Source organism: Ectothiorhodospira shaposhnikovii (assembly GCF_022227765.1).
Lineage (GTDB): Bacteria > Pseudomonadota > Gammaproteobacteria > Ectothiorhodospirales > Ectothiorhodospiraceae > Ectothiorhodospira.
Map to the genome: position 1 here is coordinate 212,365 of NZ_JAJMLZ010000004.1, position 17,448 is coordinate 229,812.

At 64.9% G+C, this 17,448-nt stretch carries 15 protein-coding genes; 6 read left to right on the top strand and 9 right to left on the bottom strand.

The genetic code is table 11. From position 1 onward, the window contains the following. The first annotated feature begins 27 nt into the window (after positions 1-27). Entirely contained in the window at positions 28-468 is a 441-nt protein-coding gene (locus tag LQD11_RS07410; protein ID WP_238616976.1) for a bacteriohemerythrin, read from the top strand. A 38-nt stretch (positions 469-506) separates the two neighbouring features. On the opposite strand, the gene ettA is transcribed toward LQD11_RS07410, so the two are convergent. Continuing rightward, entirely contained in the window at positions 507-2,174 is a 1,668-nt protein-coding gene (gene ettA, locus LQD11_RS07415) for an energy-dependent translational throttle protein EttA (protein WP_008931279.1), read from the bottom strand. Positions 2,175-2,402: 228 nt separating this feature from the next. Between ettA and LQD11_RS07420 the strand changes: the two genes are divergently transcribed. Then, positions 2,403-4,202 (top strand): sensor domain-containing diguanylate cyclase, encoded by a 1,800-nt coding sequence (locus LQD11_RS07420; RefSeq protein WP_238616977.1) that lies wholly within the window; start codon positions 2,403-2,405, stop codon positions 4,200-4,202. Here the strand turns inward: LQD11_RS07420 and LQD11_RS07425 are convergent. After that, the gene (locus tag LQD11_RS07425) at positions 4,192-4,968 is read right to left on the bottom strand and encodes an ABC transporter permease (RefSeq protein ID WP_238616978.1); all 777 of its coding nucleotides are present in this window, start codon (positions 4,966-4,968) and stop codon (positions 4,192-4,194) included. The two genes, LQD11_RS07420 and LQD11_RS07425, sit on opposite strands and share 11 nt — an antisense overlap. Next, positions 4,965-5,888: an ABC transporter ATP-binding protein gene (locus LQD11_RS07430; protein ID WP_008931276.1), complete on the bottom strand. Its 924-nt coding sequence runs from the start codon at positions 5,886-5,888 to the stop codon at positions 4,965-4,967. Before LQD11_RS07430 ends, LQD11_RS07425 begins: the two co-directional genes overlap by 4 nt. A 129-nt stretch (positions 5,889-6,017) precedes the next feature. Here LQD11_RS07430 and LQD11_RS07435 point away from each other — a divergent pair, with 129 nt between their 5' ends. Continuing rightward, entirely contained in the window at positions 6,018-7,406 is a 1,389-nt protein-coding gene (locus LQD11_RS07435; RefSeq protein WP_238616979.1) for a leucyl aminopeptidase family protein, read from the top strand. 24 nt (positions 7,407-7,430) lie between these two features. Here LQD11_RS07435 and LQD11_RS07440 read toward each other — a convergent pair whose 3' ends face one another. From LQD11_RS07440 to LQD11_RS07465, 6 genes are all read right to left on the bottom strand, one after another. Continuing rightward, entirely contained in the window at positions 7,431-8,861 is a 1,431-nt protein-coding gene (locus LQD11_RS07440) for a Glu/Leu/Phe/Val family dehydrogenase (protein WP_238616980.1), read from the bottom strand. Between the two features lie 91 nt (positions 8,862-8,952). Then, positions 8,953-9,141, bottom strand: coding sequence for a hypothetical protein (locus LQD11_RS07445; RefSeq protein ID WP_050814200.1), 189 nt, complete (start codon positions 9,139-9,141; stop codon positions 8,953-8,955). 143 nt (positions 9,142-9,284) lie between these two features. Next, positions 9,285-10,961, bottom strand: a complete 1,677-nt coding sequence (gene cydC / locus LQD11_RS07450; RefSeq protein WP_238616981.1) for a thiol reductant ABC exporter subunit CydC — start codon at positions 10,959-10,961, stop codon at positions 9,285-9,287. Beyond that, the gene (cydD, locus tag LQD11_RS07455; protein ID WP_420828259.1) at positions 10,958-12,748 is read right to left on the bottom strand and encodes a thiol reductant ABC exporter subunit CydD; all 1,791 of its coding nucleotides are present in this window, start codon (positions 12,746-12,748) and stop codon (positions 10,958-10,960) included. The genes cydC and cydD overlap by 4 nt, the downstream gene beginning before the upstream one ends. Beyond that, positions 12,694-13,698, bottom strand: a complete 1,005-nt coding sequence (cydB, locus tag LQD11_RS07460; protein ID WP_238616983.1) for a cytochrome d ubiquinol oxidase subunit II — start codon at positions 13,696-13,698, stop codon at positions 12,694-12,696. Before cydB ends, cydD begins: the two co-directional genes overlap by 55 nt. Positions 13,699-13,717: 19 nt before the next feature. Next, positions 13,718-15,106, bottom strand: coding sequence for a cytochrome ubiquinol oxidase subunit I (locus LQD11_RS07465; RefSeq protein ID WP_238617035.1), 1,389 nt, complete (start codon positions 15,104-15,106; stop codon positions 13,718-13,720). 147 nt (positions 15,107-15,253) lie between these two features. On the opposite strand from LQD11_RS07465, the gene LQD11_RS07470 reads away from it, so the two are divergent. From LQD11_RS07470 to LQD11_RS07480, 3 genes are all read left to right on the top strand, one after another. Beyond that, positions 15,254-15,823, top strand: coding sequence for a TetR/AcrR family transcriptional regulator (locus LQD11_RS07470; RefSeq protein ID WP_238616984.1), 570 nt, complete (start codon positions 15,254-15,256; stop codon positions 15,821-15,823). A gap of 3 nt (positions 15,824-15,826) precedes the next feature. Continuing rightward, the gene (locus LQD11_RS07475) at positions 15,827-16,171 is read left to right on the top strand and encodes a DMT family transporter (protein ID WP_238616985.1); all 345 of its coding nucleotides are present in this window, start codon (positions 15,827-15,829) and stop codon (positions 16,169-16,171) included. Positions 16,172-16,298: 127 nt separating this feature from the next. After that, positions 16,299-17,432 (top strand): efflux RND transporter periplasmic adaptor subunit, encoded by a 1,134-nt coding sequence (locus LQD11_RS07480; protein WP_238616986.1) that lies wholly within the window; start codon positions 16,299-16,301, stop codon positions 17,430-17,432. The last annotated feature ends 16 nt before the right edge of the window (positions 17,433-17,448 follow it).

Genomic DNA, 17,448 nt, shown 5'->3' on the forward strand with positions numbered 1-17,448 from the left:
ATGAACAGACTGATCCAGAGGTGCCGCATGATGACCGAGCACACCGAGTCTGCAGATATACCCCAGGTGGCGGCAAATTTTATGGACAAGGACCATGACGAGGCCTTGGCTTTGCTGGCGCGGGTGGTCCGGTGTCTTGAGGAGATGCCGACATCAAAGGCGGAGAGCGGTCGGCTGCGTGATGATCTGCGCGATTTCATCGAGCACAGTCGCGCTCACTTCCGGCGTGAGGAGGCGCTGATGAAGGCAGTGGAATTCCCGCCGTTCCAGCTCCACAAGCAGGAGCATGATGCCCGCCTGGAGGCGCTGGTGGCCTATGTGGATGATCTGGATGCCGGTGTCATGGAGCCGGCGGACCTGAAGCCGTTGCTGGTGGAGGATTTCGTGCCTTGGTATCGGCGGCATTGCGCCACCATGGACAAGGCCACCGCCCGGTTCGTGGCTCGAAAGGAGGGCGGCGAACCGTAGAGGCACGGCATGCCGTACCTCTACGGTCCATCCTCGGGTCAGCCCTCCAGGCGCCGGTACTTCACCCGGTGGGGCTGGTCCGCCTGGGCACCCAGGCGCTTCTTGCGGTCTTCCTCGTACTCCTGGTAGTTCCCCTCGAAGAACACCACGTTGCCGTCCTCCTCGAATGCCAGGATGTGGGTGGCGATGCGGTCCAGGAACCAGCGGTCGTGGGAGATCACCACTGCGCTGCCGGGGAAGGCCAGCAGGCCTTCTTCCAGCGCCCGCAGGGTTTCCACGTCCAGGTCGTTGGTGGGTTCGTCCAGCAGCAGCAGGTTGCCGCCGCTCTTGAGCAGCTTGGCCAGATGCACCCGGTTGCGTTCCCCCCCGGAGAGCTGCTTCATCTGCTTTTGCTGATCGCCGCCCTTGAAGTTGAAGCGGCCCACGTAGGCCCGCGAGGGCATCTGGTACTGCCCCACCTGGATGATGTCCTGGCCGTTGGAGATCTCTTCCCAGACGGTCTTTTCATCCGCCAGGGCGTCACGGCTCTGATCCACATAGGCCACCTGGACCGTCTCGCCGATGCGGATGGTGCCGCTGTCGGGCTGTTCCTGGCCCACGATCATGCGGAACAGGGTGGACTTGCCCACGCCGTTGGGTCCGATGACGCCGACAATACCCCCGCGCGGCAGGCTGAAGCTCAGGTTCTCGTACAGGATCCGGTCGCCATAGGCCTTGCCGACCCCGTCCAGTTCCACCACCACGTCACCCAGGCGGGGGCCCGGCGGGATGTAGATTTCCTGGGTCTCGCTGCGTTTCTGGAATTCCTGGGAGGAGAGTTCCTCGAAGCGCTTGAGGCGGGCCTTGCTCTTGGAAGTACGGCCCTTGGGGTTGCTGCGCACCCATTCCAGCTCCGCTTCCATGTTCTTGCGGCGGGCGCTTTCCTGCTTTTCCTCGATGGCCAGGCGCTTTTCCTTCTGTTCCAGCCAGGAGGAGTAGTTGCCTTCCCAGGGGATACCGTGGCCCCGGTCCAGTTCCAGGATCCAGCCCGCCACGTTGTCCAGGAAGTAGCGGTCATGGGTGACGGCCACCACGGTGCCGGGAAATTCCTGCAGGAAGCGCTCCAGCCAGGCCACGGATTCGGCATCCAGGTGGTTGGTGGGTTCGTCCAGGATGAGCATGTCCGGGGAGGAGAGCAGCAGACGGCACAGGGCCACGCGGCGGCGCTCGCCGCCGGAGAGCTTGGTGACATCGGCGTCCCAGGGGGGCAGGCGCAGGGCGTCGGCGGCCACTTCCAGCTTGCGATCCAGATCCCAGGCGCCGGCGGCGTCGATCTTGTCCTGCAGTTCCGCCTGTTCCGCCAGCAATGTGTCGAAGTCGGCGTCCGGATCGGCAAATGCTTCTGCAATGGCGTTGAACCTGTCCACCAGGCCCTTGATCTCGCCGACACCGTCCTCCACGTTGCCGCGCACGTCCTTGGCTGGGTCCAACTGGGGTTCCTGGGGCAGGTAGCCGATCTTGATGCCCGGCTGGGGACGGGCCTCGCCGACAATATCCTTGTCCACGCCGGCCATGATGCGAAGCAGGGTGGATTTGCCGGCCCCGTTGTACCCCAGCACGCCGATCTTGGCGCCGGGGAAGAAGTTCAGATAGATGTCCTTGAGGATTTCCTTCTTGGGCGGGACAACCTTGCCCACACCATTCATGGTGTAGATGTACTGGGCCATGGATTCAACCTGTGAGTGAAACGTAACCCCTTATTATGTGGAATCGGTCGTGGACTTTCCAGTGACATAAGGCCTTGCCGCTGATGCCCCGGCATGGTTCGCTGATCGGAAAACGGCTTGCGCGGCGACGGAGGGTCTGCAATGCTGAAGCCCCCTCAGCCTGGCATGCAACGTCCCGGACCTGACTGTCATGATCTCATCCATCCTGCCGGATCAAGGAACGCTTTGATGGGGCGGCCCGATGAGAGATGGCCCTTGCTGCACGGGATGATGGCGGGAGGATTGGCCCTGTTGCTGTTCCTGGCGGCCGACACGGCCTGGGAGCGTCAGCTGACGGATCGGGCTCGGGCCGAGGTCACCAGCCAGCTGTCGACCCTTAGGGCGCGGCTGGAAGGAGAGCTCAATACCACCATCTTTCTCACCCGGACACTGGCGACCTACACTGCCCTGAATCCGTCCCTGAGCGAGGGTGATTTCAGCCGCGTGGCCGGCCAATTGATGGATGAAGCCCGGCAGGTCATTCGCAATATCACGTTGGCACCGGATAATGTCGTCCGTTTTGTTCATCCCCTGGAGAGTAATCAAGCGGTACTGGGGCTCGATCTGCTCCATCACCCCCTGCAGGGAGAGTCGGTCCGACGCATGATCGCGTCGGGTGAACCGGTACTGGCCGGTCCCTGGCCGTTGGTGCAGGGCGGCGAGGCCCTGATCATCCGTGTGCCGATTCATGTGCAGGAGGCGGGTGCGCCCGAACGTTACTGGGGACTGACCAGCGTGCCCGTCGACATGGAGGCGATCTACGCGCTGACGGGGCTGCGTGAGTTTCAGCAAGCACTGGACATTGCCATCCGCGGTCGTGACGGCATGGGGGCGCGGGGGGAAGTCTTTTTCGGCAATCCCGCGCTGTTCGATGACAGTGCCGTGCAGCAGGAAGTGACGATGCGGGGCGGTAGCTGGGAATTGGCGGCCGTGCCCCGGGAAGGCTGGCGGGCGGCGGCGGGAAGGCCTCCGGCCTGGTACCTTGCGGGTGTTTTGCTGGTGCTTGTCTGTGCCTTGACGGTCAGGAAGCTCTCCGATCAGGCCCTTCGGGTCAGGACTTCCGAGTTGCGATATCGCGCCCTGAGCGAGCGCCTGGAGGCCATCATTACCGCCATGCCCGATATCTGCTTCGTGCTGGATCACGAGGGGCGTTATCTGGATATCTTCGGCGGTCAGGATGCGCGTTATTACCACCGCGGCCATCAGGCCTTGCTGGGCAGGCGCCTGCACGAGGTATTGCCCGCGGACAAGGCGGATGCCTTCCTACGGATGATCCGGGCGGCGCTGGACAGCGGGCATTTGCAGTTCATGGAATATGACTTGAAGGCGTCCGAGGTCGACGGTCTGGATCCAGGGTCGGGGCCGGGGGAACATCTGTGGTTCGAGGCCAGGATCATGCCCCTGGGGGCCCATGTCATGGAGTGCCCGGCGGTGATCTGCATAGCGGTGAACATCACCCAGCGCAAGCAGGCCCAGGATCGTATCCGATACATGGCCTTGCATGACCCGCTGACCGGCCTGGCCAACCGCGCTCTGCTGCAGGATCGCGTCCTGCACGCCCTGGAGCAGTCACGGCGCCATGGCACCTATAGCGCGGTACTGCTTCTGGATCTGGATGAGTTCAAGCCGGTCAATGACCGTTTTGGTCACGAGGCGGGCGACAGGCTGTTGTGCGAGGTGGCCAGACGCCTGGAAGGTTCGGTGCGGGCCATGGACATGGTGGCCCGGCTCGGGGGGGATGAGTTCGTGATTCTGTTGGAGGATTTTCCCGGGGTCGAGTTGCCCTGCGTGGTGGCCGAGAAACTGCTTGCGGTGCTGAACGCGCCCATCCCGGTGCAGGACAGCGAGTGCACCATCAGCGGCAGCATCGGCATCAGCATCTTCCCCCTCCATGGGGAGGATCATGACGCCTTGATGCGCCATGCGGACCAGGCTCTGTATCAGGCCAAGGCGCGGGGCAAGAACCGCTATCAGGTTTTCACTGCCTGATCCCGATGCCCTTGTTGAGCAGGTAGAGGGCGATACCGTAGAGCGCCAGGATGAAGCCGATGATGATGCCGTAGGACAGCCACAGGCTGAAATCCGTTACCCCCAGAAAGCCGTAGCGGAAGGCATTCACCATGTACAGGATCGGGTTGAACATGGAGACGCCCTGCCAGAACTCCGGCAGCAGGCTGATGGAATAGAACACCCCGCCCAGGTAGGTGAGGGGGGTGAGAATGAAGGTGGGGATGATGGAGATGTCATCGAAGCTGCGGGCAAACACCCCGTTGATCAGCCCGGCCAGGGAGAACAGGGCCGCGGTGAGGACCACCACGGACAGGGCCACTGCCGGGTTGTGGATGCTCAGGGGGCTGAAGAACAGGGACACCAGGGTGACCGCCACTCCCACCGCCAGGCCCCGGCAGATGCCGCCGCCCATGAAGCCCAGGATGATCAGATAATTGGGGACGGGGGAGACCAGCATCTCCTCCAGATGGCGCTGGAACTTGGAGCTGTAGAACGAGGACACCACGTTGGCATAGGCGTTGGTGATCACCGCCATCATGATCAGACCCGGGATGATGAAGTCCATGTAACGGATGCCGTCCATCTCCCCGATCCGGGCGCCGATCAGGCCACCGAAGATGACGAAGTACAGCCCCATGGTGATCACCGGGGGCAGGATGGTCTGGATCCAGATGCGCGAGAAGCGCAGGACTTCCTTGATGATGATGGTCTTGAAGGCGATCCAGTTGCTGTGGGCATTCGTCATTTTGCGCGCCCCCTGTCCACCATGTGCATGAAGAGTTGTTCCAGTCGATTGGTCTTGTTGCGCATGCTGCGCACCTGGATACCTTCCCGGTTCAGGTCCACGAACAGGCGGTTGAGGCTCACGTCCCGATCCACGTCCGCCTCCAGGGTGAGTTCATCCACCCAGCGCAGGCGATGGCCGGTCAGATCGGGCAGATGCACCAGGGGGCGGGTCAGATCCAGGACGAAGGTCTCCGTGTTGAGCTGACTCAGCAGGCCCTTCATGGTGGTGTTTTCGATGATCCGGCCGTGATCGATGATGGCGATGTTGCGGCAGAGGGTCTCGGCCTCTTCCAGATAGTGGGTGGTGAGGATGATGGTGCACCCCTGTTGGTTGATGTCCTTGAGGAACTGCCACATGGAGCGCCGTATCTCGATGTCCACTCCGGCGGTGGGTTCGTCCAGGATCAGCAGTCGGGGCTCGTGGACCAGGGCACGGGCAATCATCAGACGCCGTTTCATGCCGCCGGAAAGCATGCGGGCCATGTCCTTGCGCTTCTCCCAGAGACCCAGTTCCACCAGGTATTTTTCCGCCCGTTTCCAGGCCTCCTTGCGGGGGATGCCGTAGTAGCCTGCCTGGTTGACCAGGATTTCCTGTACCGGTTCGAAGGTGTTGAAGTTGAATTCCTGGGGCACCAGCCCCAGGCAGCGCTTGGCGGCATACAGATCCCGGTCAAGGTCATGACCGAAGATGGACACGCTGCCGCCGCTCTTGTTCACCAGGGAGGCGATGATGCTGATGGTGGTGGACTTGCCGGCCCCGTTGGGGCCGAGCAGGGCAAAGAAGTCCCCGGGCTCCACGTCCAGGTCGATGCCTTTGAGGGCCTCAAGGCCGTTCTTGTAGGTCTTGGTGAGCTGACGGATGCAGAGGGCTTTGGGCATGGTCTGTCTGTGGCATTCCCGCAGGAGAGGGCGAGTAAAACAGCAAATTCTAACATAACTTCGAAGCCGGGCTTCTGCGCACCGTAAAACCGCGTAAAATGGTCACTCACGCCTTCTCAGGACACACCCATGCTCGACTGCTTCGATACCCGTTCCGACGCCGATCTCATCGCCCTCGTCCCGGTGGAAGGGGATACCCTTGAGCCGTGGCTGGCGGATCAGCCGGCACGTATCGGCAACTGGGTGCGGGCCTCCCGTTTCGAGGGGCGTACCGGCAGTGTCCTGCCCCTGCCGGACGAGGACGGCAAGGTGCGGCGGGTGCTGGTGGGCGTGGACAGCCAATCCTCCACCTGGGCCATCGGCAATGTCTCCAGTCGCCTGGGAGAGGGGACCTATCACCTGGCGTGCGACTGGCCGCTGGAACGGCTGACCCGGGCGGCCATCGGCTGGGGTCTGGGGTCGTATCGCTTCGAGCGTTACAAGACCTCCGAGCGGCCACGGCCGAGGCTGAGCCTGGCGCAATTGCCGGCCGCCGATGCCGATGCGGTGATGCGGATGGTGACCGCCATCGGACGGGTCCGGGATCTGATCAATACCCCCGCCCAGGACATGATGCCCCAGCACCTGGCCGAGGCGGCCCGGGAACTGGCCCATCGGCATGGGGCCGTCTTCAGCGAGATCGTCGGCGAGGACCTGCTGACGCAGAACTACCCCTGCATCCATGCCGTGGGCCGTGCCAGCACCCACCCGCCGCGCCTGATCGAACTGCGCTGGGGAGATCCGGCCCATCCCCGGGTCACCCTGGTGGGCAAGGGGGTCTGCTTCGACAGCGGCGGCCTGGACATCAAGCCCGCCAGCGGCATGCGCCTGATGAAGAAGGACATGGGCGGTGCCGCCCATGTGCTGGGGCTGGCCGACCTCATCATGGGGGCCGGGTTGCCCGTGTGCCTGCGGGTGATGGTGGGCGCGGTGGAGAATGCCATCTCCGGCGACGCCTTTCGCCCCGGCGACGTGCTGCGTTCCCGCAAGGGACTGACCATCGAGATCGACAATACGGACGCGGAAGGCCGGCTGGTGCTCTGCGACATGCTGGCCGACGCCGCCGAGGAATCCCCCGAGGTGCTGCTGGATTTCGCCACCCTGACGGGGGCGGCCCGGGTGGCGGTGGGCACCGAGATCGGTGCCTTCTTCACCAATGACGAGACCCTGGCCGAGGGCATCGGCCGGTATGGGGAGGCGGAGGAGGATCCCTGTTGGCGCCTGCCGCTGCATGCCCCCTATCGTTCCCAACTGGACAGCCGGATCGCGGACCTGACCAATACCGGCAGCGGACCCTACGCCGGTGCCATCACCGCCGCCCTGTTCCTGCAGGCCTTCGTGCCCGACGGGCAGGTCTGGGGACATTTCGACATCATGGCCTGGAACAACCGTAACCGTCCCGGCCGCCCCAAGGGCGGCGAGGCACTGGGGGTACGTGCCGCCTTTGCCTGGCTGGAGGATCGCTACGGCAAACGCTGACCTTGGCCTTGGGTGTATTGCCTCTCAGTAGGCCCCCAGGTCCAGGCTGGCCCCGCTGATGCGGCTGATGGCCACCGCATAGGCCGCCGTCCGGTAGTCCATGACCCGGTCATGGGCCCGGCGCATGCGGTCGATCTCCTGGAAAGCCACCCGCATGGCGTCATCCAGTCCGGAGCGCACCAGGTCCAGTTCGTCGGCACCGCGCAGCAGGGATTCTCGCAGCCAGTCCGGGGACTGCTCGCCGCTCATGAGTTCCAGGGCGGAGACGATGTGCTGTCCCCGCACTTCGTCCAGGCGGCGTTCCAGGCGGCCGAAGCGCATGTGGGAAAGGTTGCGGATCCATTCGAAGTAGGACACCACCACGCCGCCGGCGTTGGCGTAGATATCCGGCAGGATCACCGTACCCCTTGCGCGAAGGATCTCGTCCGCCTCGAAGGTGATCGGGCCGTTGGCCGCCTCAATGACCAGGGGGGCACGGATGCGCTCGGCGTTGCCGGCGTGGATGACCCCTTCCAGGGCGGCGGGAATCAGGATGTCGCAGTCCCGTTCCAGCGCCGCAGCACCCGGTTCCACCCATTCCACCCCGGGAAACCCCTGTACGCCGCCGGTCCGGTTCATGTACTGGCGGACTTCCTCCACGTTCAGGCCCGCTTCGTGGACCAGGGCGCCGTCCCGTTCGATGATGGCGATGATGTGGGCGCCGTCCTCTTCCTGGAGCAGCTTGGCGGCATGGTAGCCCACGTTGCCCAGGCCCTGGATGATGATGCGCTTGTCCTTGAGACCGCCTTCTAGTCCGGCTTCGGCTATGGCTTCCGGGTGGCGGAAGAACTCCCGCAGGGCATAGTGGATGCCCCGGCCGGTGGCATCCAGCCGGCCCGGCATGCCGCCCAATTCCACCGGCTTGCCGGTAACGCAGCCCACGTAGTTGATGTCTTCCGGGTACAGGTTCTTGTAGGTGTCCAGGATCCAGGCCATCTCCCGCTGGCCCGTGCCCACGTCCGGGGCGGGGACGTTGGTGGCCGGGCTGAGAAATCCCCGGCGGGCCAGTTCCCGGGCAAAGCGTCGGGTGATGAGTTCCATCTCGTCGCGGGAATACTGTTCCGGATCGATGCACAGGCCGCCCTTGGAGCCGCCGAAGGGAATGTCGACGATGGCGCATTTGTAGGTCATCAGGGCCGCCAGGGCCTCGGTGGTGTCCTGGTCGATGCTGGGGGAGAAGCGCAGGCCGCCCTTGGCGGGCAGGCGGTGGGTGCTGTGTACCGCCCGCCAGCCGGTGAAGGTACGCACCTCACCGCGAATCTTGAGGGGAAAGGTGACCTGCAGGATGGCGCTGCAGGTCTTGATGGCCCGGTCGGCGCCCGGTTCCAGTTTGACGAAGGCCAGGGCGCGATCCACCATCCGGGCCACGCTCTGCTGGAAACTCACGGGCGGCGGGGACTGTGTATCGTCCGGCATGGCTGACTCCTGGCGTATGGGCTGTCTGAGTTCAGCCTACACCCGATCCCGCGGGAGATGCCAATCCCGGGCCGGGGATCGCTGATCCGGGTCAGGTGGCGGGTTTTTGCTGTCGTCGGCCGAGTTTGTCCCTCAGTACCCGCCGGGTGTTCTTGTCGGCGTCGCTGAAGACGAAGCGGCCGGCCAGCACGCAGCCCTTCATGCCCGGCTCACAGGGGCGGTTTTCCACCTTGTGGCAGAGCCCCTTGCTTTCATGGGGACAACCCCAACCTCCCATCATGGTCTCCTGTCTTTTGTCGTTTTCGGCATCTTCCCCGTCATCACTCCCGCTGTCTTCCGCCACTCCCGCGAAAGCGGGAGTCCAGGACTCCGGTCAGTGATTGGATTCCCGCCTGCGCGGGAATGACGCGATTCCTGCAAAATCTACGATGACGCCATTTCCTGCAAGCGACCCTCCTGCAGCCTGTAGTGGGCGGTGCAGGGCGGAGCCATGGCCGGCTCATGGGCGATCACCAGGGTTGCCCGTCGGGACAGCCAGGGCGTCAGACGCTGCCTGAGCCGCTCGATGGTGGCCGGATCCAGCCCCCGGAAAGGCTCATCCAGGATTACCACGGGGGCATCTTTGAGGATCAGTCTGGCCAGGGCCAGACGTCGGGCCTGACCACCGGAGACCAGGGCACCGCCTTCGCCCACCGCGGTGTCCAGACCCTGGGGCAGGGCGGCGATGAAGTCGTCCAGACCGGCCAGGAACAGGGCCTCGCGCAGGGCCTCTTCGTCGGCCTCCGGTCGTGCCAGGCGCAGGTTGGCGGCGACGGTGTCGGCAAACAGCACTGTCTCCTGCCCGAGTACCCCCACGGTGTCGTACAGGTCGGTGTAGCCCATGGACTGGACCGGGATGCCGCACACCCGGGCCTCGCCCGCCTGGGGCGCCACCAGACGCAGGGCCACGGCGGTGAGACTGGTCTTGCCCGCGCCGCTGGCGCCGGTAACGAGCACGCTCCGACCCGGTTGGAGATTCAGATCCACCCCGTCCAGAATCCAGGGGGCATCGTTGCCGTAGCGCAACCGGATGCCCTCCAGGGTGAGGCTGCCATCACCGTCGGGCCGTTGGGGGTGGGCCGGTTCCGGCAGGCTGGGACGGGTATGGGCCACCTCCAGCAATCGGGCGGCGGCGGCACGGATCTGCCCCAGACGCTGATAGGCCCCCGGCAGCATGGCCACGGCCTCGGACAGGCCCAGGGTGGCCAGAACCAGCAGTACCACGATGGGGGCCGTCACCAAGTCTTGCGACAGCCAGCCCACGCCCAGCCACAGGGCCAGCCAGATCGCCCCCAGACCCGCCAGCATGGCGGCCGTGTCCCCCAGGGCGCCCCAGCGCACCAGCCGGATCTCGGCCTCGGCCCGGTCCCGTTCGGCGGCGGCCAGGGCGGCCCGTTGCCGGGGCAGGGCGCCGAATACCCGCAGCTCCGCCAGTCCCTGCACGCCTTCCACCGTCCGTTCCCGCACTTGGGCGGCGGCCTGGATGCGCGCCTCGCCGCTGCGCCCGCCCAGGGCCACGGCGATGGCGGGCAGGATCAAGCCGGCCAGGGCCAGCACCGCCACCACCCACAGCACTGCGAGGGGCGCCAGCAGGCCGAAGAACAGGGCGCCCCCGAGCAGGGTGAGGACGGCGGTAAGGGTGGGCGTGATGACCCGCAGGAACAGACCGTCCAGGGTGTCGATGTCACCCACCAGCCGCTGCAGCAGGTCGGCGGCGCGAAAGCGGGCCAGGGTGCCAGGATCCAGGGGCGACAGGGCACGGAACAGCCAGCTGCGCAGATCCGCCAGATGGCGCAGCACCGCTTCATGGTTGACGATGCGCTCGGCATAGCGGGCCACGGTACGTCCCACGGCCAGGGCGCGGATGCCGCCGGCGGGTCGGTAGACATCCAGGGCGATGATCAACCCGGCACCCGCCAGGGCCGAGGCGGTGATGAACCAGCCGGACAGGGCCAGCAGGCCGGTGGCGGCCACTACGGTGAGGACCGCCAGCAGCAGTCCGCCCAGGAACCAGGGCAGGCGCGGCAGGGAGAGGCGAAGGAAGGGGATCAGATCTTTCATGCAGATTCGCCGATATCGCCGGCATCATGGACCACGCGACCGTCCTGGATGGTGATGACTCGATCCGCCCAGGCCAGTACCCGAGGGTGGTGGCTGGCGATGAGCACGGTGGCGCCGGCGGTGGCGGAGCGTTCCAGGGCTTCGAGCACCAGGGCTTCGGCCTCCGGGTCCAGCCCGGCGGTGGGTTCGTCCAGCAACCACAGGGGTGCCTGTTTGAGGGCGGCCCGGGCCAGGGCAACCCGCTGGGCCTGCCCACCGGAGAGACCGCGGCCCCGTTCTCCCAGCACGGTCTCCAGTCCCTGGGGCAGCCGGTCGGCAAAGGCCATCACCCCGGCGTCGGTGGCGGCCCGGATCACCGTGGCCTGATCCGCGTCGGGGCGGCTCAGACGGATGTTGTCGGCCAGGGTGCCGGTGAAGAGATGGGGGCGCTGTCCCACCCAGGCAGCTTGGCGCAGGGGATCGGGGGCGGCGCCGTCCACGCTTACCTGCCCCTGGTCGGGCTCGATGAAACCGGCCAGCAGGTGTAGAAGCGTGGACTTGCCCGCGCCGCTGGGTCCGGCCAGGGCCACCCGTTCACCGGGGCGGATATCCAGGTTGATCCCGCTAAGGGCGGTGCGCCGACCTTCATCGAAGCCGACATGCACGTCCCTGAATCGGATCGACACCCCGCCGGGACGAGACGGCGTGGGCGTCGGCGGGGTGGATGTCGGTGGGGCTTGTTGCCGCAACAGGGGCAGGAGGGTCTGGGCCGCGCCCAGGGCCGCCGCCCGGTCATGGTAGTGCAGGGCCAGCTGCCGCAGGGGCTGGAAGAAATCCGGTGCCATCAGCAGGATGAACAGCCCCGAGAACAGGGTGAGCTGGGTGGCCGGCCCCCATTGCAGATAGCCGATCAGGGCGAAACCCACGTACATGGCTACCAGGGCGATGGCGACGGCACTGAAGAATTCGAGCACGGCGGAGGAGAGAAAGGCCACCCGCAGGACCTTCATGGTGGTGACCCGATAGCCGTCGGCGGCCTCGGCCACTTCCCGTGCCGCCCGTTCCTGAGCGTTGAACAGGCGTAGCGTGGTCAGGCCCTGGAGCCGGTCGAGAAAGTGCCCGCCCAGGCGGGACACGGTTTCCTGCTGACGCCGACTGACCTGTTCGGCGCCCATGCCCAACAGGGCCATGAAGAAGGGAATCAGCGGGGCGGTGAACAGCAGGATCAGGGCGGCGAGCCAGTCCTGGGTGAGGGCGGCGATGAAGATCCCCAGGGGCGCCAGCAGGCTCACCGCCATCTGCGGCAGGTAGCGGGCGTAATAGCCGTTCATGCCCTCCACCTGCTCGACGATGGCCGAGGAAAGACTGCCGCTGTGGCGATTTGCCAGGCGGACCGGGCCCAGGGCGGCCATGTGGGCAAAGAGTTCGTCCCGCAGCCGGCTCTGGATGCTCAGGGCCGCCGCCTGGCCCAGGGTTTCCCGGGACCAGTTCAGGGCCGCCCGCAGCCCCATGACCAGGGCCAGCCAGGCAAAGGCCCCCGTCAGTGCCGACAGGCCGTCGCCATGGGTGATGGCGCGATCCAGGATGAAGGCCAGCAGGCCCGCCTGGGCGATCACCAGCAGTCCGGACAGGACGCCGGCACCGCTGGCCAGGCTGAGCAGACCCCGGGCCGGGGCGACACGGGCGTTGAGCCAGCGTTTCGCCTCGGCATTGGGGATGGCGGGGGTGTCGTGGGTGGGGGTGCTTGCGTCGTTCAGTGGTAACCCTCTCCGATCCGGACCTTGCCGCGGAACACCCAGTAGGTCCAGGCGGTGTAGGCAAGGATGATGGGGATGACGAACAGAAGCCCGATCAGGGTGAACAGCTGCGAGTCGGGCGATGAGGCCGCATCCCAGAAGGTGTGGTGGGGCGGGACCGCATAGGGCCACATGCTGATCAGAAGGCCCAGGTAGGCCAGCAGGAACAGGGCCAGGGTGGCGATGAAGGGCGTGCCCTCGGCTCGCCGACCCAGGCCGCGCCAGAGCCACACACCGGCCAGCAGGGACAGGGTGGGGAAGATCCACAGCACGGCGGCGTGCTCCAGCCAGCGTTCGAGGATATGCGGGTGGGCCACGGCGGTCCACAGGCTGACCAGCAGGAAGACGAACAGCACCGCCACCACCATGCGCCCGGCGATGCGGTAGGCCAGGGTCTGCAGGTCGCCTTCTGTCTTCATGATCAGCCAGGTGGCACCCAGCAGGGTGTAGCCGGCCACCAGGCCCAGCCCGGTCATGACCGTGAACGGGGTGAGCCAGTCGAAGGCGCCGCCCACATAGGAGAAGCCCTCCACCTCGAAGCCCTGGATGTAGGCGCCCACCACGGCCCCCTGGGCAAACGCGGCCACCAGGGACCCGCCGAAGAAGGCAATGTCCCAGCGCCGTCGCTTGTGGGGTTCGGCCTTGAAGCGGAACTCGAAGGCCACGCCGCGAAAGATGAGTCCCGCCAGCATCAGGAACACACCGATGTAAAGGGCGGGCAGGAACACGGCATAGATGAGCGGAAACGCCGCCAGCAGGCCGGCGCCGCCCAGGATCAGCCAGGTTTCGTTGCCATCCCATACCGGGGCTACGGAGTTCATCATGACATCGCGGTGTTCGTCACTGCCGGCAAAGGGGAAGAGTATACCCACTCCCAGGTCGAAACCGTCCATGAACACGTACATGAACACACCAAAGCCGATGATGACGATCCAGATCAGGGTCAGGTCGATCAGTTCCATGTCTGCGCGCTCCCGGCCGTCAGGCCATGGTCTTGTCGTCGGCGGCGGAAAACGGCCGCTTGGCGTGGGCACCCGGATGGTCTTCCGACAGGTCCGTCTGATCCGGTCCCTGGCGGATGATGCGGACCAGGAAACGGATGCCGGCGATGAATACCACCGCGTAGACGGTGACGTAGCCCACCAGGGTGAACAGGGCCATGGCGCCGGTCAGGGAGGGGGTGAGCCCTTCCGCGGTACGGATCAAGCCGTAGGCCAGCCAGGGCTGACGCCCCACCTCAGTGACGAACCATCCGGCCAGAACGGCCACAAAGGGTAGCGGAATCATCAGGCTGGTCAACCTCAGGAAGCGTTTTGATTCCACCAGACGATCCCGCCAGGTGAGCCAGGCGCCCCACAGGGCGATGATGATCATGAGCAGGCCGATGCCCACCATGACCCGGAAGGACCAGAACACGATGGGCATGTGGGGGCGGTCTTCGGGCGCCCATTCCTTCAGGCCGGGGACCGTGCCGTTCCACTCATGGGTCAGGATCAGGCTGGCCATGTTGGGGATGCCGATCTCCAGGAAATTGCGTTCCTGGGATTGACTGGGAATGGCGAACAGGAGCAGGGGGGCGCCGTCGGTGGTCTCCCAGACCCCTTCCATGGCCGCCACCTTGGCGGGCTGGTGTTTGAACGTGTTGAGACCGTGCACGTCCCCCACCAGCAGCTGGGCCGGGGCAGCGAAGGCGAGCATGATCAGGCACATCTGCAGGGCCTTCTTGGACGCCTCCGGTGCCTTGCCCTTGAGCAGATACCAGGCCGACACGCCGGCAACCACGAAGCCGCCGGTGAGAAATGAGGCCAGAGCCACATGGAAGAAACGGGGGACGAAGGAAGGATTGAAGATGGCCTCGCTCCAGGAAGTCAGGTGGACGATGCCGTCCCGCAGTTCGGCGCCCGCGGGGGTCTGCATCCAGCTGTTGGCGGAGAGGATCCAGAACGAGGATATGAAGGTGCCCAGGGCCACCATGCAGGCGGCGAACAGGTGGGTACCCCTGGGGACCTTGTCACGACCGAACAGCAGCACCCCCAGGAACACCGCCTCCAGGAAGAAGGCGGTGACCACTTCATAGGCCAGGATCGGGCCGAGGAAGTTGGCGCTGGCATAGGAGAATACGCTCCAGTTGGTGCCGAACTGGAACGACATGACGATCCCTGACACCACCCCCATGCCGAACACCACGGCAAAGACCTTGGTCCAGAAGCGGGACAGTTGCTCGTAGGCGGGGTTGCCGGTCCGGTAGAGCAGGCCCTCCAGCAGGGCGATGTAGGAGGCCAGGCCGATGGTGAAGACAGGAAAGATGGCGTGGAACGAGACCACGAAGGCAAACTGGATTCGGGATAGAAGTAGGGGGTCAAGCTCCATCATGGGTCGGTCCTCGGGCCCGGGTTCGAAGGTTTGCATTCTGTCCAGTGTGTTCGCTATTTCCCATGATTTTGGTCAATCTTTGTCGGCTCGATACCCGGTGTGCCGGGTATTGAAAGGATACCGACCGGATGGTATGTTCCTGCCATGAATCCCCAAGACGGCTTGCGCAAGAAACAACCGGCCCGGGTTCGGCGGGCACTGCTGGATCAGGGGGCGCGCCTGTGCTCCGAGCAGGGTGTGCCTGGACTGACCCTGCAGGCGGTCGCGGATGCCGCCGGCGTGACCAAGGGGGGGCTGTTGCACCATTTCCCCTCGAAGCAGGCGCTGGTGGAGGCCATCTTCGACGACCTGTTGCAGCGTTTCGAACACAGTATCGATCGTCTGATGGCCCGGGATGTCGAGCCCCACGGGCGTTTCACCCGGGCCTATGTGACTGCGACGATGGAACTGATCGGCATGGACGAGTTCATCAAGTGGCAGAGCCTCATGATGACCATGCTGACCGATCCGGGCATCAGGCAGGGCTGGAAGTGCTGGATGGAAGCGCAGCAGGCACGATACAGGGAAACCGATGAGGATGGCCGGCTGGTGCTGGCCCGGTATGCCGCCGATGGAATCTGGCTGGCCGCGGTGCAGGGGCATTCCAATCTGGAGTCAGACAGGCAAAGAGGTGAGTTGCTGGCACACTTGATCGACATGACGAGGACCCCTTAATCCATGAATCCATCTCTGGCCGTTTATGGCGTGCTGGGAATGGCTATCCTGCTGGAAGTGATCGGCACCCTGTTCCTGCAAAAATCGGATCAGTTCACACGCCCCGTGCCAACCCTGGTCATGGGGCTTTGCTATCTTGGGGCGTTTTATTTTCTCTCCCATGTCCTGAAGAGCATCCCGGTGGGCGTGGCGTACGCCCTCTGGAGTGGCCTGGGTATCCTGCTCATTTCTCTGGTGGGTTATCTGGTCTTTCGGCAGTCTCTGGATCTGGCGGCCTGGATCGGTATCAGCTTCATCATTCTGGGGGTCATTATCCTGAATGTTTTTTCCAGTTCAGTGCCCCATTGACGCGCGGGGTATCCGATTCCGTGGTGGGAGAGTGTAATCTGCCTTTTTTCAGTTCCCGCGCCGTGGCTTGGGCGACGGTCGTTCCCATCAACTTTTCTGCTGGTCTGCCAAAGGCTGTGTCCCGGACATGAACAGAAGACTCATCAATCGGCGCATGATCCTCATGCTGCTGGTCGTATCCCTGCTGCTGGGCGGTGTATTCGGTTACAAGGCCTTCATCAATGCCCTGATCACCGACATCTTCGACAACATGCCCGAACCGGTGGCCACCATCACCGCCACCGAGGCCAGGGAACAGATCTGGCGACCGCAACTGGAGGCGGTGGGCAGCTTTGCCGCCGTGCAGGGGGCCGACCTGACCACCGAGGTGAGCGGCATCGTGCAGGAGATCCTGTTCGATAACGGCGCCCGGGTCCGGGCGGGGGATGTGCTGCTGCGCCTTGACAGCCGCACCGATGTGGCTCAGCTCCGCCGCCTGGAGGCGGCGGCCCGGCTGGCGGATCTGGAACTGGAGCGGGCCCGTCGGTTGGTGCGTCAGAACAATATCTCTGAAGCGGAGTTGCAGCGCCGGGAGAGCGAGGCCGAACAGGCCGCGGCGGCGGTGCAGGAACAGGCGGCCCGCATCCAGCAGAAGACCCTGACGGCACCCTTTTCCGGGCAGCTTGGCATCCGCCGGGTGAATGTGGGCCAGTTTCTCTCCGCCGGCGATCCCGTGGTGTCCCTGCAGGCCCTGAATCCGATTTATCTCAATTTCTCCCTGGCGGAGCGACGCCTGGGCGAGGTGACGCCGGGACAGCCGTTGCGGGTGAGGGTGGATGCCTTTGAGGATACCTTCGAAGGTCGCGTCCGCGCCATCGAGCCGGCCGTGCGGGCCTCCACCCGTACCTTCGAGGTACAGGCCATCATCCCCAATCCGGAACAGCGGTTGCGCCCCGGCATGTTCGGTCGCGTGACCCTGGATGTGGGGGAGGAGGCGACGGTGGTGGTGGTGCCCCAGTCGGCGGTGAGTTTCAATCCCTACGGCGACTCGGTCTATGTGATCCAGTCGGGCGACGAGGATGAGTTGCGGGTGCGCCAGCGTTTCGTGCGTACCGGCACCCGGCGTGGGGATCTGGTGGTGATTCTGGAAGGGCTGGCGCCAGGTGAGCAGGTGGCCACCAGTGGTCTGCTCAAGCTGCGCAACAACGCCGTGGTGAAGATCAATGATGATCCCGATCTGCAACCCGGCGAAGAGTCGGCACCCACACCGCCCAACGCCTGATGCGGCCGGAGAGCCT

Coding starts and splice junctions, on each gene's coding strand:
- LQD11_RS07410 (WP_238616976.1), top strand. CDS start 28: ATGATGACCGAGCACACCGAGTCTGCAGATATACCCCAGGTGGCGGCA.
- ettA (WP_008931279.1), bottom strand. CDS start 2,174: ATGGCCCAGTACATCTACACCATGAATGGTGTGGGCAAGGTTGTCCCG.
- LQD11_RS07420 (WP_238616977.1), top strand. CDS start 2,403: ATGGGGCGGCCCGATGAGAGATGGCCCTTGCTGCACGGGATGATGGCG.
- LQD11_RS07425 (WP_238616978.1), bottom strand. CDS start 4,968: ATGACGAATGCCCACAGCAACTGGATCGCCTTCAAGACCATCATCATC.
- LQD11_RS07430 (WP_008931276.1), bottom strand. CDS start 5,888: ATGCCCAAAGCCCTCTGCATCCGTCAGCTCACCAAGACCTACAAGAAC.
- LQD11_RS07435 (WP_238616979.1), top strand. CDS start 6,018: ATGCTCGACTGCTTCGATACCCGTTCCGACGCCGATCTCATCGCCCTC.
- LQD11_RS07440 (WP_238616980.1), bottom strand. CDS start 8,861: ATGCCGGACGATACACAGTCCCCGCCGCCCGTGAGTTTCCAGCAGAGC.
- LQD11_RS07445 (WP_050814200.1), bottom strand. CDS start 9,141: ATGATGGGAGGTTGGGGTTGTCCCCATGAAAGCAAGGGGCTCTGCCAC.
- cydC (WP_238616981.1), bottom strand. CDS start 10,961: ATGAAAGATCTGATCCCCTTCCTTCGCCTCTCCCTGCCGCGCCTGCCC.
- cydB (WP_238616983.1), bottom strand. CDS start 13,698: ATGGAACTGATCGACCTGACCCTGATCTGGATCGTCATCATCGGCTTT.
- LQD11_RS07465 (WP_238617035.1), bottom strand. CDS start 15,106: ATGGAGCTTGACCCCCTACTTCTATCCCGAATCCAGTTTGCCTTCGTG.
- LQD11_RS07470 (WP_238616984.1), top strand. CDS start 15,254: ATGAATCCCCAAGACGGCTTGCGCAAGAAACAACCGGCCCGGGTTCGG.
- LQD11_RS07475 (WP_238616985.1), top strand. CDS start 15,827: ATGAATCCATCTCTGGCCGTTTATGGCGTGCTGGGAATGGCTATCCTG.
- LQD11_RS07480 (WP_238616986.1), top strand. CDS start 16,299: ATGAACAGAAGACTCATCAATCGGCGCATGATCCTCATGCTGCTGGTC.